Here is a 15,382-nt window from a genome sequence, read left to right on the forward strand (position 1 = left end):
ATCGACCTGATTGTCGATTTCGACACGAATGTGGATATCGCTGAACGCTGATTGACCGCTTACACGACGCGTGAAGGGACCCTTCCATGCCGCTGACACCAGCTGATGTGCACAATGTCGCGTTCAGCAAGCCTCCGATCGGGAAGCGTGGCTACAACGAGGACGAGGTCGATGCTTTCCTCGACCTCGTCGAGCAGGAGCTGACGACCCTCATCGAGGAGAACGCCGACCTGCGCCAGCGGGTGGCTGAGCTCGACCAGGAACTTGCCGAGGCGAAGAAGAGCGCGCGCTCGGGTGGGCAGGTGCCGTCCGCAGCCGCGAAACCGGAACCCGCGCGAGTCGTGGAGACTCCGAAGCCGGAACCGGCCCCGGTTCCGGCGCCCGCTCCCGCACCGGCTCCCGTGGCTGCCGCCCCGGCCGGCGACTCCAGCATGCAGGCCGCCAAGGTGATCGGTCTCGCGCAGGAGATGGCGGACCGGCTCACCAGCGACGCCAAGGCCGAGGCCGAGGAACTCGTGCGCAACGCCCGAACCAACTCCGAGCAGCTGGTGTCGGATGCGCGGACCCGCAGCGAGGCGATGATCGCCGACGCGCGCCAGAAGTCCGAGGCGATGCTCGCCGACGCCCGCACCCGCTCCGAGACCCAGCTGCGTCAGGCGAAGGAGAAGGCCGACGCGTTGCAGGCGGACGCGGAGAAGAAGCACACCGAGATCATGGCGACCATCAACCAGCAGCGTTCGGTGCTCGAGGGTCGTATCGAGCGGCTCAAGACGTTCGAGCGCGAGTACCGCGTGCGCCTGAAGTCGTACCTGGAGTCGCAGCTCGAGGAGCTCGAGCAGCGTGGCTCGGCGGTGCCGGTCGACGGTGACGAGGACACGTTCAACGGGTCGAACTCGTCGTCGTTCGGTTCCACCTCGTTCGCCAAGGGCGGCAACTGATCGAGCACCGGGCCTGGTGCCGGACGTCGGATGAGGATTCGACGTGCTCGTGGTGACTCTCGTTCTCGCGGCCATCGGATTCGGCCTGCTGGTCATCGCGCTGATGACGGGGTCGGTCGCCTGGGCCTGGGCCTGCATCGTGGTGTGTGTGGTGGGAGCGGTCCTGCTCCTGGTCAGTCTGCTGACCAGTTCGCGTACCGCTCCCGCCGCGCCCACCGATCGACGGTCGCGGCGGCGCGACAGCGACCGTGATCGAACCGACTGACCGCACGTCCTACAATGGATGAATCCCGGTTCCACCGGGGTGGATGAATCCCGGTTCCACCGGGATGGACGAAACCCCGGCACGTCCGGGGCGGCGACGATCCGGCCATCACCGGGGAGCCTTCGGAAGAACGGTTGGCCCGCCACCGGCGGGGCAACTCAGTAGAACCGAACGGGTGGGCCCGTCACAGCCTGCACGAGTGGCCCGTCCGGTCCCGACCGGGCGGCGCAAGCGGGGTGGTACCGCGGTCGCAGCGCACAGTGCGCGGTGATCGTCCCCGTGCCGAGCACGTCCAGGCACGGAGGAGCCCCCGCAGTGACCGAGAATCCCGCAGCGACCGGCAACGCTGCACCCAGCGCAGACGCACCGACCCCGGCAGGCGGATACCCGCGCGTCGACTACGGCGTCGCGAAGGATTCGGGCGTCGATTTCCCCGATCTCGAGCAGCGCGTTCTCGCCCGCTGGGCGGAGGACGACACGTTCCGGGCATCGCTCGCGCAGCGCGAGGGTGCCGAGGAGTTCGTCTTCTACGACGGCCCGCCGTTCGCGAACGGCCTGCCGCACTACGGGCACCTGCTCACCGGCTACGTCAAGGATCTGGTGCCGCGCTTCCAGACGATGCGCGGCAAGAAGGTGGACCGCCGCTTCGGCTGGGACTGCCACGGCCTGCCCGCCGAGCTCGAGGCCGAGAAGCAGCTCGGAATCAAGGACAAGTCCGAGATCGACACGATGGGCCTGGCCGAGTTCAACGCGTACTGCAAGCAGTCGGTGCTGCGGTACACGGGGGAGTGGCGCGACTACGTCACCCGGCAGGCCCGCTGGGTCGACTTCGACAACGACTACAAGACCCTGGACCTGGACTTCATGGAGTCCGTCATGTGGGCCTTCAAGTCCCTGTACGACAAGGGCCTGATCTACCAGGGCTTCCGGGTGCTGCCGTACTCGTGGTACGAGCAGACGCCGCTGTCCAACCAGGAGACCCGGCTCGACGACGCCTACAAGATGCGTCAGGACCCGGCCGTCACCGTCGACATGGTGCTGCGCGCCCCCGGCACCGAACTCGACGGCGCCAACGCCCTGATCTGGACCACCACCCCGTGGACGCTGCCGTCGAACCTCGCGATCGCGGTGCACCCGGAGATCACCTACGTCGCGGTGCGGGTGGCCGGCGAGACCGAATCGAAGACCTACCTGCTGGCCAAGGACCGCGTGGGCCACTACGCCCGCGAACTGGGCGACGAACCGGAAGTGCTCGCCGAGTACACCGGCGCCGACCTGGTCGGCCTCGCCTACGAGCCGCCGTTCGACTTCTTCACCGGCCGTGACAACGCGCACCAGGTGATCGCCGCCGACTACGTCACCACCGAGTCCGGCACCGGCATCGTGCACATGGCTCCCGCCTTCGGTGAGGAGGACATGGAGTACTGCCAGCGCAACGGCATCGAGCTGGTGCAGCCGCTGGATCCGGGCGGCAGGTTCACCTCGATGGTGCCGCCGTACGAGGGCCTGCAGGTCTTCGACGCGAACCCGGTGATCATCAAGGACCTCAAGGCCGCCGGCAAGCTGCTGCGGCACGAGACCATCGAGCACTCCTACCCGCACTCGTGGCGTTCCGGCCAGCCGCTGATCTACATGGCGGTGCCGTCGTGGTTCGTCGCCGTCACCCGGTTCCGCGACCGCATGGTCGAGCTGAACCAGGAGATCACGTGGGTGCCCGAGCACATCCGTGACGGCCAGTTCGGCAAGTGGCTCGAAGGTGCCCGCGACTGGAACATCAGCCGCAACCGCTACTGGGGCAGCCCCATCCCGGTGTGGGTGTCGGACGATCCCGCCTACCCGCGCGTCGACGTGTACGGCTCGCTCGACGAGCTCGAGGCGGACTTCGGGGTGCGCCCGGACGATCTGCACCGGCCGATGATCGACCAGCTCACGCGACCCAACCCGGACGACCCGACGGGCCGTTCGACGATGCGCCGCGTGCCCGAGGTGCTCGACTGCTGGTTCGAATCCGGGTCCATGCCGTTCGCGCAGGTGCACTACCCGTTCGAGAACCAGGACTGGTTCGAGACGCACTACCCGGGCGATTTCATCGTCGAGTACAACGGGCAGACCCGCGGCTGGTTCTACACGCTGCACGTGCTCGCGACCGCGCTGTTCGACCGGCCCGCCTTCAAGTGCGTCGCCGCGCACGGCATCGTCCTCGGTGACGACGGCCTGAAGATGAGCAAGTCCAAGGGCAACTACCCGGACGTCAACGAGGTGTTCGCGCGCGACGGCTCCGACGCGATGCGCTGGTTCCTCATGTCCTCCCCGATCCTGCGCGGCGGCAACCTCGTCGTCACCGAGCAGGGCATCCGGGAGGGCGTGCGGCAGGCGCTGCTCCCGCTGTGGAACGCGTGGAGCTTCCTGCAGCTGTACGCGTCGAAGCCGGGCACGTGGCGCACCGATTCGCCGCACGTGCTCGACCGGTACATCCTCGCCAAGCTGGCCGAGACCCGCGACGTGATCACCGAGGCACTCGAGGTGGTCGACATCGCCGGTGCGTGCGACGAACTGCGCACGTTCTGCGACGCCCTGACCAACTGGTACGTGCGACGTTCCCGGAACCGGTTCTGGGACGAGGACACCGACGCGATCGACACCCTGCACACCGTCCTCGAGGTCGTCTCCCGCCTCGCGGCGCCGCTGCTGCCGATGGCGTCGGAGGTGATCTGGCGTGGCCTGACCGGTGGCCGCTCGGTCCATCTCGCGGACTGGCCCGAGGCCGGCGACATCCCTGCCGACCCCGAACTCGTCGCCGCGATGGACGAGGTGCGGGCGGTGTGCTCGACCGTCCTGTCGCTGCGCAAGGCCCAGCACCTGCGGGTGCGGCTGCCGCTGCCGAAGGTCACCGTCGCCACCCCGGGTTCGGCGAGCCTCCAACCGTTCGTCGAGCTGATCGGCGACGAGGTCAACGTCAAGCACGTCGAGCTCACCGACGATGTCGAGGCGCACGGCCGCTTCGAGGTCGTCGTCAACGCGCGGGCGGCCGGTCCGCGTCTCGGCAAGGACGTGCAGAGGGTCATCAAGGCCGTGAAGTCCGGCGACTGGACCGAGACCGCCGACGGCACCGTGACCGCCGCCGGGATCGCGCTGCTGCCCGAGGAGTACACGAGCCGGCTCGTCGCCGCCGAACCCGAGTCCACCTCCGCGCTGCCCGGCGGCAGCGGTCTGGTCGTGCTCGATTCGACGGTCACCGAGGAACTCGAAGCCGAGGGCTGGGCGAAGGACCGCATCCGCGAACTGCAGGACGCGCGCCGCAACCTCGGACTCGAGGTGTCCGACCGCATCACGGTGACGTTCGAGGTGCCGGCCGACCGCGCCGAGTGGGCGGCCCGGCACAAGGACCTCATCGCAGGCGAGGTCCTCGCGACGACCTTCGAACTGGGGACCGCCGGCGACGCTGCCGTCGACCTCGGTGAGGGCGTGCGCGCGGCCATCTCCAAGGCATGACCCCCGCCTCGTGCGCGGTTTCGGTAGCACCAGCTACCGGAACCGCGCACGAGGACGGTCGGTGCCGCGAACTACCCTGAACCGGTGCCCGTCACCGTGAACCGGCGCTGGGTTCTCCACCTGGACCTCGACGCGTTCTTCGCGTCCGCCGAACAGCTGACCCGGCCGACCCTTCGTGGTCGGCCGGTACTCGTCGGTGGGCTCGGCGCGCGCGGCGTCGTCGCCGGCGCCAGCTACGAGGCCCGCGTGTTCGGGGCGCGGTCGGCGATGCCCATGAGCCGTGCCCGCCGGCTCGTCGGGCCGTCCGCGGTGGTCCTGCCCCCGCGCGGCATCGTGTACCGGAACCTCAGCGACGCGGTCTTCGAGACGCTGCGCTCCCACGTGCCGGTCCTCGAGACGCTGTCGATGGACGAGGCGTTCGCCGAGCCACCCGAACTCGCCGGCGCGAGCGTCGCCGAGGTCGAACGGTTCTGCGCGCACCTGCGCAGGACGGTGCTCGAGCGGACCGGTCTGGTGGCCTCCATCGGGGCCGGCTCGGGCAAACAGATCGCCAAGATCGGCTCCGGCCTCGCGAAACCCGACGGCATGCTCGTCGTGCGACCCGACGAGGAACGTGCCCTCCTGCACGGCCTGCCGGTCCGCAAGCTGTGGGGGATCGGGCCGGTCGCCGAGGACAGGCTGCGGCGGCTCGGCATCGACACCATCGGCGACTTCGCGGCCCTGCCGGTCGCCGAGGCCGCGTCCATCCTCGGCACCACCGTCGGACCCGGGCTGCACCGGCTGGCCAACGGCATCGACGACCGCCCGGTCGCCGAACGCGCCGAAGCGAAACAGGTCAGTGCCGAAACAACTTTCGCGACCGACATCGTGACCATGAGCGACCTGCGGCAGGCTGTCGCCGGGAGCGCGTCCGCCGCACACAACCGGCTACGGAAGGACGGACGTGCCGCGCGCACGGTGGTGCTCAAACTGCGCAAGGCCGATATGAGTATTCTCACGCGATCCTCGACGCTGCCGTACGCCACCGAGGACCTGCCGACGCTGACCGGCGCGGCGCAACGACTCGCCCTCGACCCTCTCGAGATCGGGCCCATCCGGCTGGTCGGCGTCGGTTTCGCGGGACTGTCGGCAGTCCGGCAGGACTCGCTGTTCCCGGAACTGGACCGATCGGCCGAGGACGACGAGGCCGACTCCGGGCCGCGACCGGTACTTCACCAGCGCGCCGAGGAACCGCGGTCACGATGGCGTCCGGGCACAGATGTGAGCCACCCCGAGTTCGGGCACGGCTGGGTTCAGGGCGCCGGACACGGACGGGTGACGGTGCGATTCGAGACCCGCACCACCGGCCCCGGACCGGCCCGGACGCTCCCCGAGGACGATCCGGCGCTCGTCGTCGCCGACCCCCTCGCCAGCCTCGCCTGAAGAAGTCCCGGCTCTCATGGAGTTCTTATCGCCGCCGGGTACGCTGGCCCCCGATCCGCTGTCCCGGTGGAGCATCCGCTGCTGGATGACCCGAGCACGATCCCGTGCACGATCGAGAACGAGAAGGACGAGAAGTTGAAGCTTCGCAAGATCACCGTCGCCACGGTGGCACTGGCCGCCGCCCTCACGATGTCCGCCTGCAGCTCGGACGAAGGTGACAGCACGACCACGACCGCGAAGACCACCACGGCTGCCACCACCACCACGGCCGAGGCCGCCGCGTACCCGCCGGTGCCGACCGTGGAGGACCTCAACGCCATGCTGGCGCAGGCGTTCGACGAGACCGTCCCGGCCGACCAGAAGGTCGACCTGGTCGAGGGCGCCGCTGCCGACCCGAGCCTGATCGATCAGGTGGCCGCCGCCGCCAAGCAGGCCGGTGCCCAGGTCACCGTCCTCGACGTCAACGACAACGAGAACGGCACCGCCACCGCCGGTATCGAGACCAAGATCGGCGACCAGGTCGCCACCGGCACCGTCGACTTCGTCGCCGAGGACGGCGTGTGGAAGCTGTCGAAGAACAGCGCGTGCGGCATCGTCGCCATGGCGTCGCTGCAGTCGCCTGCCTGCGCCTGATCTTCCGGGTACCTGCTCTTTTCGAACGCAGCGAGGGCCGGAGCGGACAACCGCTCCGGCCCTCGCCGTGTTCACACCGGGGCACCCGATCAGGGTTGACCTGCCTGCCAGTGCACCCGGTCCTGCAGGGACTGTGCGAGCTTGGTGGTGCCTTCGGGATCGCTGTAGGCCTGGTCGCCGGCCAGTGTCAGTTCGCCGTCCACCGGAAGCGGTTGTGCCGGGTCGATCGTGAGGATTCCGTCCCCGGCCATCGTGAACGAATCGATGTTCAGATGTCCGGCCTCGTTGGGCAGCTCCCACGCCGAGTCCCGGGGCGTCTGCGCGATGTTCACCCGCACGGTGAACCGATCGCCGTCCCGTGCCACCAGCGTCGCCGTGCTCACCTGGTCGAGCGTGATACCGCTCATCACCTGCTGGTGGATCTCCCACACCGCACCGACACCGATCGGGACGTCGGGGAACGAGACCATCCGGTACACGGCCTGATAGAACGCCTGCTCGATCGCGGCGCGCGCGGCGTCGGGCGCGTTCGGGGCCGGACGCAGCCGCAGCGCGCTGACGGCGCCGGTCGGCCCGAGCGTGAGACCCGCCCCGGACCCGGACGCCGCCGCGAACGCCGACATCAGGGCCCCGTCGGGGGAGGTCGCGTCGCCCAGCGTCAGATCCACGACGGTGCTGGGATCTCCGTTCGACACCGCCCGCGTGACCGTCGCCGTCAGCGGCAGTGTGACCTCCGGCGACGAGAAGTCCTGGCGGGGCTGATCACCGATCTGCTGGAAGACCTGCGAGCTGGTGGTCAGGTCGATGTGCTGGACCGTGTCCAGGGCCGGCGTCACCCGGATCACGTCGCGAGGTTCGGCACCCGGGTCGAGGACCGTCGTCGTCACCGCCGACACCGGCACGGTGACCTCGGTGGACGTGGGACCGATGTCGGTCGCCGCGTCCGGGGAACTGCTGCACCCGGCGACAACGGCGGTCAAGGAGAGGACAGCAGCGAGCGCGCGGGGCCTCGGGGGAGCGAATCTGGACAGCACTGGCACGTCCCCCAGGGTAGCCACGCAGGGTGGGGTGGCCGTCGTCTCGCCGGGGTGAGGGATGATGGCACGGTGACCGACGACGCCGCCCGCAAAGATCCCAGCCTCGAAACACCGGGGCCGAACGCCGCCCCCGCGCCGGCCGGACGCCGGCTGATCGCGCTGTTGGGCGTGGCTGTCGTGGTCTTCGCGCTCGACCTGATCACCAAGGTTCTCGCCGTCGCCCACATCGATCCCCGCGATCCGATCTCGATCATCGGCGACACGGTGACCCTGACGCTGGTGCGCAACCCCGGCGCAGCGTTCTCCATGGCGACCGGCATGACGTGGGTGTTGACGATCGTCGCCATCGCCGTCGTGATCGGTGTCGTCAAGATCGGCCGCACTCTGCGGTCCGGATGGTGGGCCCTGGGTCTGGGCCTCGTGCTCGGTGGCGCACTCGGTAATCTTGTCGATCGGATCTTCCGTTCACCCGGCCCTCTGCAGGGACACGTCGTGGACTTCGTGTCGGTCGGATGGTGGCCGGTGTTCAACGTCGCCGACTCGGCGATCGTGTGCGGAGCGATCCTGCTCGTGGCGCTCACCGTGTTCGGGATCGATCCGGACGGGTCGCGCGCGGGCAAAGCGAACGACGCGGACGCAGCCGAGGAAACGGAAAAGGGAGCACGCTAGTGAGAGAAACCCGGGCGATGCCCGTACCGGACGGGCTCGACGGGATGAGGGTCGACGCGGGACTGGCCAGGCTGCTCGGGCTGTCGCGGACCGTGGTCGCCGCGCTCACCGAGGAAGGCGCGGTACTCGTCGACGGTACGCCCGCCGGCAAGTCGGACCGGCTGTCCGCCGGATCGTGGCTCGAGGTGGAACTGCCCGAGCCCCCGAGGCCGCTGACCATCGAGGCGCAGCCCGTGGAGGGCATGGAGATCCTGTACGCCGACGACGACATCGTCGCCGTCGACAAGCCTGTCGGTGTCGCCGCGCACGCCAGCGTCGGCTGGACCGGCCCGACCGTCATCGGCGGACTCGCCGCCGCCGGATTCCGGATCTCCACGTCCGGTGCCCACGAGCGCCAGGGCATCGTCCACCGCCTCGACGTGGGTACCTCCGGTGTCATGGTGGTGGCCACCTCGGAACGCGCGTACACGGTGCTCAAGCGGGCCTTCAAGCAGCGCACCATCGACAAGCGGTACCACGCGCTCGTGCAGGGACACCCGGACCCGAGCAGCGGCACCATCGACGCTCCCATCGGCCGGCACCGCAGCAGCGACTGGAAGTTCGCGGTGACCGCGGACGGCAAGCCCAGCATCACGCACTACGACACCGTCGAGGCGTTCCAGGCCGCGAGCCTGCTCGACATCCACCTCGAAACCGGGCGCACCCACCAGATCCGGGTGCACTTCTCGGCGCTGCGGCACCCCTGCTGCGGCGATCTCACCTACGGCGCCGACCCGCGTCTCGCTGCCCGACTCGGACTCGAACGGCAGTGGCTCCACGCCCGGTCGCTCGGATTCGCGCACCCCACGCAGGGCCACTGGATGGAGATCACCAGCAAGTACCCCGCAGACCTCGAACATGCGCTGGCCGTGCTACGCGATGCCTGAGTCGTCGTGATCCGTCGGGTACTTCCGTGGGTGTGCGTGGCACTGCTGGTGCTCGCCGTGCTGCTCGCGGGGGTCCTCAACCCGGTGCGGCCCGCCTCGGTGCGTTCGGACGCCCTCGGTCCGGATTCGGGTGAACTCGTCGCCGAGTATCTGAGCCGTGCCGCCGAGAGCCTCGACGACCCGACCGACGCGAGCGTCCCGCGCTGGGCCCTCGTGTCGTTCACCGAGCCGGTCGACGTCGCTGCCGTCGCGGAGCTCGGCGCCGGCATGCGGGTCGCGCAGGTGCTGTTCCGGGTCCCTATCGACCGGGTGCAGACCCCGTTGGTGACGGTCGCGGTGCCGCAGCATCCGGAAGCACTGCGCCGCGCACCGTCCGTCGCGGCTTCACGGTTGCAGGTCCCGGCGAGCGGGAACGATCGCGCCGCGCGGGTTGCGGCGGTGTCGGCCGAGCGGCTCGCCGCCGGCTGCGCGTGCGTCGTCGGGATAGTCGTGTGGGCGGCTCCGGAGGACCTGCGGACGCTCACCGACGACGCCCGCGTGCGGGCTGTGGAGGCGTTGCCGGCCGACGCGGTCGCGGGACGGTTTGCGGTGTCTCCGCTGCTGCCCGAGCAGGTGGAGGTCGTGGCACCGGGACCCGACGACGGCGAACCCTGAGACACGGCACACTGGAGAGAGGTCCCGCCACGCCGGCGGGCTCGTCTCCGCCGAGGAGGTCCGTGATGGACAACGACCGGCCGTTCGGATTCGACCCCGACGACATCGACCGCGTGATGCGGGAAGCGGGTGAGCAGTTCCGGCAGTTGCAGGAGCAGTTCGTCAGGTTCCTCGGGCAATCGAGCGGCTCGGGGCCGCGTCGTGCCCCGGAACCCGAAACGACCGGCAGCGCGGGTGACGGCGTGTGGGCGGTCTACTCGGTCGACGCCGAGGGTTTCGCCCGGGTCGAGCAGGTGTATCGCACCGAACTCGACGCGCTGCGTGCCCACAAGAACAACACGGATCCGAGCCGGTGCGTTCGCTTCCTGCCCTACGGCGTGAGCGTCGGCGTGCTCGACGAGACCGACGACTAACCCCTCGGTGTGTACTTGTGGCGGTTGGAGCCGCCAAATGTGCACACCAGGCGCGCAGCGCCCAGCCGCCGAGACAGAAGGCAGCCGCGCGCGACCGGCGCCGCGCGGCTGTCAGCCGCGACGGCGGGAACGCTGGCAGGTGGTCCAGGCTGCTCAGGGGCTCTACTCTCGGCCCCATGACAACAGACGACTTCGGGGCCTCGACATCGGATCTCGCAGAGAGCCTCGGTGTTCCCGAGGATGCGGTGCTCGCCGCGACCGGATTCGTGACACTCGTCGGTGGCTGCAGCGGCGACCCAGAAGCCGGCGACAGATTCGCCGAGACGTTCTCCCTGTACGGTCCGGACCTGTTCCTCGATCTCGCCGACCCTGCTGTCGTCACCGCCGTCTATGACCGCGTGCTCGAGTTCCAGGCCTTCGACACCGAGCCGATCGGCCGTGCAGCGGATTGGCTGATCGAGCACGGTCCGCGGCAGGTCGCTGCCGCTGCACACTGGATCGCCGGGGCCGCCGCAGGCTCCGGGCACATCGAGGACGCGGAGGGACACTACCTCCGTTCCCTCGCGGCCGACAGCGACTTCGGACCGGCGCTGCTGTACCTGGCACAATACGAATCCGACCGTGGCAACGCCGAACGGGCGTTGGCTCTGTACGGGCGGTTGGAGGATGGACGCGAACATCCGATGTATCAGCTGCTGTCCGGCTACCGCGCGAACAGGGACTACAGCCTGGCGGAGCGTGCCCGCTGGCTGTACGCGAAGATCGGCCAGTTCGTGGAGCTGTCGCACTGGCGTATCCGGGCCGTGGAGTTGGCGTTGGTGCGCGCGTCCTACCTGCCGGGCGGTCACGAGAACCCGTCACTCGGCCTCGACGACTTCGTCTGGGATGTCGCACTTTTCGAAACCGGAGCGTTCGCCGAATTTCTGAGGACCCGGGGGAGACTGCTGCCCGACGACGAACAGCTGCTCGCGCAGCAGTGGCTGCTCATCGGCAGATCCCTGTTCGAGGTCGACGCTGTCCGGCCAGGATCGGGTATCACGATGCGAGATCTGCGCACCGGTGATCGCATCGACGTCACCGAGAGGACCGCCAGCCGGCAGGTGAAGCCAGGGGAGCTGTATTGCACGCGGATCGTGCCCGTCGGCGACGGCCTCTGGAACATCTTCGGAGGCGCCGAAGCGGTCGCCCTTCCACAACGCGGACCGCTGATGGCGTTGCTCGACGATGACGAGACAGACCCGGAAGAACTCGTATCGTGCCTCAGCGCCCGTTTCGCGCCGCCTCGACTCGTGACGGCCGGCGGAGAACCGATGGTCTTCTGCACCGCCGAGTTCACGGTGCCTTCCTCGACGACCCTTCGGCGCAAGCTCAGCCGTCGCTTCGGTGCCGCTAGCGGCGACGAGTGGGCGTGGATCGACGGCGAGCGCGTACTCGGTGTGGTGCGCCTGGACCGCACGGGAGAGCCGTGGACGCTGACCGTCGAGGCGATGAGCGAATTCGACTTCGACGACATGATCGAACTGGTCGTCGCAGCGGCGCCGAACGCACGCGAGGTCACCGAGTCACGAACCCCGGCTGCGGAGATGTTGGCGCAGGCGCAGCAGTCCGCGTCGGAGGTTCCCGGCGACCTCGACGACGAGGAGCTCGCGGCCATGCTCAACGAGCGGATCCGCGAATACGAGCAGGCGTGGCTCGACGAACAGATCCCCGCGCTCGACGGGCTGACCCCGCGGCAGGCCGCCGCGGACCCGACGCGCCGCGACGACCTGATCCACCTGCTCGGCACGCTTCCCGCCGAGGAACGACCTGGTGCCATGAGCGCGCGGCGGCTTCGCGAAGCCCTCGGTCTCTGAGGCGGTACCTGTCGCGTAGTCGGCCGGTACCGTCGCGGAGGAATAGGGTTGGCGGGTGACCGCCGTCGACCGTAGTACCAACAACGTCGGAGTCCTGTGCGGGATCGGCGCCTACCTGGCCTGGGGTATGTTCCCTGCGTTCTTCGGGCTTCTGGCGCCGGCCGGCGCGGTCGAGATCCTCGCCCACCGGGTGTTGTGGACGCTGCTGCTCATGCTGTTGTTGCTCGCGGTACTGGGCAAGCTCGGCACCTTGCGCGGACTGGGTCTTCGAACGTGGGCGCTGGTCGCGGCCGCGTCGGCGGCGATCGCCGTGAACTGGGGAACCTACATCTACGGCGTGACGTCCGGCCGCGTCGTGGAAACCGCGCTCGGATACTTCATCAACCCACTCGTCAGTGTGCTGTTCGGCGTGCTGTTCTTCCGGGAACGGTTGTACCGAGCGCAGATCGCGGCGTTGCTGCTTGCCACGATCGCGGTCGTCGTCATCACCGTCGACTACGGGCGCCCGCCGATCATCGCGCTTACGTTGGCGCTGTCGTTCGCGTTGTACGGCGTGATCAAGAAGATCGTGCCCCTCGACCCGCGCACTTCTCTCACCGGGGAGGGAGTGGTCGCGGTACCGTTCGCGCTCGGCTATCTGGTGTTCCTCACGGCGACAGGCACCGGCACATTCCTGACGGAGGGCCCTGGCCACGCGTTTCTGCTCGTCTCGGCCGGTCTCGTCACCGCAGTTCCGTTGCTGTTGTTCGGGGCGGCGGCGCAGCGGGTGCCGCTCGCGACATTAGGAATGCTGCAGTACCTGACGCCGAGCCTGCAAATGGCTTGGGGTGTGCTGGTTCTGCACGAGGCCATGCCCCCGTCGCGATGGATCGGGTTCTCGCTGATCTGGGTGGCGCTCGTCATCTACAGCGCGGATGCGCTGAGGCGGGCTCGTCGCGCGCCGCGCCGCGTGATCGTCGACGACGTAGACGTCGAGCGTTGACCGTCGGGGTTGGGCGCGGTCAGTGCGTCGGATCCGGCCATCCCGGATAGGGCGGCAGGGTGGGGTACGGGGCTGTGAACATTTCGTTGTTCCGTTGAGGTCTGGTTTCGGGCGGGTCGGGAAACTTCGGCTCGCAGGCGAGGTTGTCGTCGAAGCTTCCTGTCGAGAAGGCGTGTCGCGTGATAGTCCAATCGCCGAACATGTCCTCCTGGGGCGCACGTGCGGGACCTTCGGTAATGCGTACTTGTTCGGGGTCTTCTTCGGATGGGGAGGACAGGTCGATGACGAACGGGCTCGGGATTCTCCAGCCGTGATTGGAATACGTTCCGTCTGGAACTTCGGTCATGAGCGAATAGTTCCCCTGGCAGACAATTGCCCTTGCGCCCGTGTCGGTTTCCTCCATCGAAAGAATGTGGGCGTAGAAGGTGCCGACCACAGGAAACGGGTTGAAATTCGACCGGTCGTTGATGTCTCGCCTGGGAGGGTCGTACGAGAGGTTTCGGGTGGCGTCCTCATATCCGGGGTAGCCGGCAGCTGTGGAGTGAGCGAAGCTGGCGATGTAGTAGGACTCCAGGTAGGCACGTACGGCGGTTTCGGGGGAGCCGAAGAGGTCGATGTCGGGTTCGGCGCTCCAACGGTAGTTGTATTGGACGAGATCGGGAAGTGTGTACGGCGCAGGCGCTTCGGGTGGCGCGATCGCCGTGATTCACGGTGCATCCCGAGATGGTGAGTGTAGCGGCGACAAGCGCGATCACGCGTTTGCGAATCGGTCCTGGTGATGACTCTGCGGCAGCAACTAGTCGTATCGCCGACGTCTGATCGCTCGTCACTGGGAACTCGACCATCCGGGGTAGGGCGGCAGGGTCGGGTAAGGGACTGTGAATGTTTCGTTGATACGTTCGGGTCTTGTTTCGGGTGGGTCGGGAAACTTGTGCTGGCAGGCGAGGTTGTCGTCGAAGTTTCCCGTCGAGAAGGCGTGTCGCGTGACGGTCCAACCGCCGAACACGTCGTTTTGGGGTGTGCGTTCCGGGCCCTCCGCGTAGCGCGCTGTGTCTGTGATCCCGGTAGATCCTGGCGTGAACTCGATTTGCATTGCGGTCGGTATCCGCACCCCGCGATTGGTGTATGTGCCGTCGCGACGTAGGTCCATCAGGGAATAGTCACCTTCGCAGACAACTGCCTGCATACCGAAGGCGTTCCGTTCGATCGACAGCAGATGTGCATGAAAGGTGCCGACGATGGGAAGTGGGTTGTAATTGGTTCGGTCGTTGATCGCTCGATGACGTGGGGGGTCGTATGCGACGTCCTCTGTGGCGTTCTCGAACCCGGGATAACCCGCCGCGGTTGAGTGCGCGAAACTCGCAATGTAGTAGGACTCGAAATAGGCGCGAACGACCGTTGCGTCAGGGCCGAGCAGGTTGATACCGGACTCCGCGCTCCAGCGATAGTTGTACTGAACCACATCCGGGAGTTGGTAGCGCGCAGATATTTCGGACTCCGATGTATCTTGGCCGGTGCTGCAGCCGGATACGTGGAACGCCGCGGCAGCTGCAACACACGCGATACTGAGTCGGGTTGCGATTCGGGTCATCGATCCACATCCTGCCGAGCATTTTCGAATGCGGAGAAGAAGGCCTCCAGAGGGAGGTCGGCGGCCGTTAGGGCGTCATGCGTTCTCGTGCTGAAGTGGGTCAATTCGGTGTCTGGGCGTTCGCCTTCGATCTCGGTCAACGTTTGCAGCCGACCGTCCTCGGTTGTGTACTCGGTCCACGCCGAGTCTGCGGGAAGGCGCCCACCATTGGCGGCTTGCACGCCGAGCGCCATGTTGTAGTAGGAGGCCGTACGATGTGTCCGTCGATGCATTCGCCGTCATCGATTCGATCCGGTCGGCCGTGCTCATATACGCCTCGCGCACCGATGGCGATGCGACGTCGATGCCTGTCGCCAGGAACGGACCCGCCACCGGGACGAACGAAGCCGACCCGTACAGGGCCGCTTTCGCGCTGTCGAACACCAACCCTCTCCTGTCCAGTGCATCCTCGGCGTCGTTTCGCCGGTTCTCCAGTTCGAGGTCGAGTCCGGCTTCGACCACGCCGGC

At 67.9% G+C, this 15,382-nt stretch carries 14 protein-coding genes; 11 read left to right on the plus strand and 3 right to left on the minus strand.

The features are described 5' to 3' along the window. Positions 1–86: 86 nt before the first annotated feature. From M1M07_RS06835 to M1M07_RS06855, 5 genes are all read left to right on the plus strand, one after another. Positions 87–938, plus strand: coding sequence for a DivIVA domain-containing protein (locus M1M07_RS06835; RefSeq protein WP_197254173.1), 852 nt, complete (start codon positions 87–89; stop codon positions 936–938). 43 nt (positions 939–981) lie between these two features. Further along, a complete protein-coding gene (locus tag M1M07_RS06840) occupies positions 982–1,203 on the plus strand; it encodes a hypothetical protein (protein ID WP_197254175.1) in 222 nt (73 codons plus the stop codon). Positions 1,204–1,518: 315 nt separating this feature from the next. Beyond that, positions 1,519–4,695, plus strand: a complete 3,177-nt coding sequence (gene ileS / locus M1M07_RS06845) for an isoleucine--tRNA ligase (protein WP_248673642.1) — start codon at positions 1,519–1,521, stop codon at positions 4,693–4,695. Positions 4,696–4,779: 84 nt separating this feature from the next. Further along, positions 4,780–6,117: a DNA polymerase IV gene (locus M1M07_RS06850; RefSeq protein ID WP_248673643.1), complete on the plus strand. Its 1,338-nt coding sequence runs from the start codon at positions 4,780–4,782 to the stop codon at positions 6,115–6,117. 135 nt (positions 6,118–6,252) lie between these two features. Further along, positions 6,253–6,750 carry a hypothetical protein gene (locus M1M07_RS06855; RefSeq protein WP_197254233.1) on the plus strand — a complete coding sequence of 166 codons (498 nt, stop codon included), beginning with the start codon at positions 6,253–6,255 and terminating at the stop codon, positions 6,748–6,750. 89 nt (positions 6,751–6,839) lie between these two features. Here M1M07_RS06855 and M1M07_RS06860 read toward each other — a convergent pair whose 3' ends face one another. Continuing rightward, positions 6,840–7,730: a hypothetical protein gene (locus M1M07_RS06860; protein ID WP_231611116.1), complete on the minus strand. Its 891-nt coding sequence runs from the start codon at positions 7,728–7,730 to the stop codon at positions 6,840–6,842. 126 nt (positions 7,731–7,856) lie between these two features. On the opposite strand from M1M07_RS06860, the gene lspA reads away from it, so the two are divergent. From lspA to rarD, 6 genes are all read left to right on the plus strand, one after another. Further along, the gene (lspA, locus tag M1M07_RS06865) at positions 7,857–8,456 is read left to right on the plus strand and encodes a signal peptidase II (protein ID WP_197254179.1); all 600 of its coding nucleotides are present in this window, start codon (positions 7,857–7,859) and stop codon (positions 8,454–8,456) included. A 17-nt stretch (positions 8,457–8,473) separates the two neighbouring features. Beyond that, the gene (locus M1M07_RS06870; protein WP_197254234.1) at positions 8,474–9,382 is read left to right on the plus strand and encodes an RluA family pseudouridine synthase; all 909 of its coding nucleotides are present in this window, start codon (positions 8,474–8,476) and stop codon (positions 9,380–9,382) included. A gap of 9 nt (positions 9,383–9,391) precedes the next feature. Further along, positions 9,392–10,036 carry a hypothetical protein gene (locus tag M1M07_RS06875; RefSeq protein ID WP_248673675.1) on the plus strand — a complete coding sequence of 215 codons (645 nt, stop codon included), beginning with the start codon at positions 9,392–9,394 and terminating at the stop codon, positions 10,034–10,036. A 65-nt stretch (positions 10,037–10,101) separates the two neighbouring features. After that, entirely contained in the window at positions 10,102–10,449 is a 348-nt protein-coding gene (locus tag M1M07_RS06880; RefSeq protein ID WP_197254180.1) for a hypothetical protein, read from the plus strand. Positions 10,450–10,625: 176 nt separating this feature from the next. After that, positions 10,626–12,302: a hypothetical protein gene (locus tag M1M07_RS06885; protein WP_248673644.1), complete on the plus strand. Its 1,677-nt coding sequence runs from the start codon at positions 10,626–10,628 to the stop codon at positions 12,300–12,302. Between the two features lie 55 nt (positions 12,303–12,357). After that, the gene (rarD, locus tag M1M07_RS06890) at positions 12,358–13,284 is read left to right on the plus strand and encodes an EamA family transporter RarD (RefSeq protein ID WP_248673645.1); all 927 of its coding nucleotides are present in this window, start codon (positions 12,358–12,360) and stop codon (positions 13,282–13,284) included. A gap of 19 nt (positions 13,285–13,303) precedes the next feature. On the opposite strand, the gene M1M07_RS06895 is transcribed toward rarD, so the two are convergent. Both M1M07_RS06895 and M1M07_RS06900 read right to left on the minus strand, forming a co-directional pair. Next, positions 13,304–13,687 carry a hypothetical protein gene (locus M1M07_RS06895; protein WP_248673646.1) on the minus strand — a complete coding sequence of 128 codons (384 nt, stop codon included), beginning with the start codon at positions 13,685–13,687 and terminating at the stop codon, positions 13,304–13,306. Positions 13,688–14,110: 423 nt separating this feature from the next. Further along, positions 14,111–14,875, minus strand: coding sequence for a hypothetical protein (locus tag M1M07_RS06900; RefSeq protein ID WP_248673647.1), 765 nt, complete (start codon positions 14,873–14,875; stop codon positions 14,111–14,113). Positions 14,876–15,382: the final 507 nt, after the last annotated feature.

The sequence above is a fragment of the Rhodococcus sp. HM1 genome, from assembly GCF_023218075.1.
In the GTDB taxonomy this organism is placed as follows: domain Bacteria; phylum Actinomycetota; class Actinomycetes; order Mycobacteriales; family Mycobacteriaceae; genus Rhodococcus.

Bases quoted from the DNA above. Each gene is read 5' to 3' on its own strand.
- M1M07_RS06895 (WP_248673646.1), bottom strand. From the start codon at position 13,687: ATGGAGGAAACCGACACGGGCGCAAGGGCAATTGTCTGCCAGGGGAAC.
- M1M07_RS06870 (WP_197254234.1), top strand. From the start codon at position 8,474: ATGCCCGTACCGGACGGGCTCGACGGGATGAGGGTCGACGCGGGACTG.
- M1M07_RS06835 (WP_197254173.1), top strand. From the start codon at position 87: ATGCCGCTGACACCAGCTGATGTGCACAATGTCGCGTTCAGCAAGCCT.
- M1M07_RS06880 (WP_197254180.1), top strand. From the start codon at position 10,102: ATGGACAACGACCGGCCGTTCGGATTCGACCCCGACGACATCGACCGC.
- M1M07_RS06900 (WP_248673647.1), bottom strand. From the start codon at position 14,875: ATGACCCGAATCGCAACCCGACTCAGTATCGCGTGTGTTGCAGCTGCC.
- M1M07_RS06885 (WP_248673644.1), top strand. From the start codon at position 10,626: ATGACAACAGACGACTTCGGGGCCTCGACATCGGATCTCGCAGAGAGC.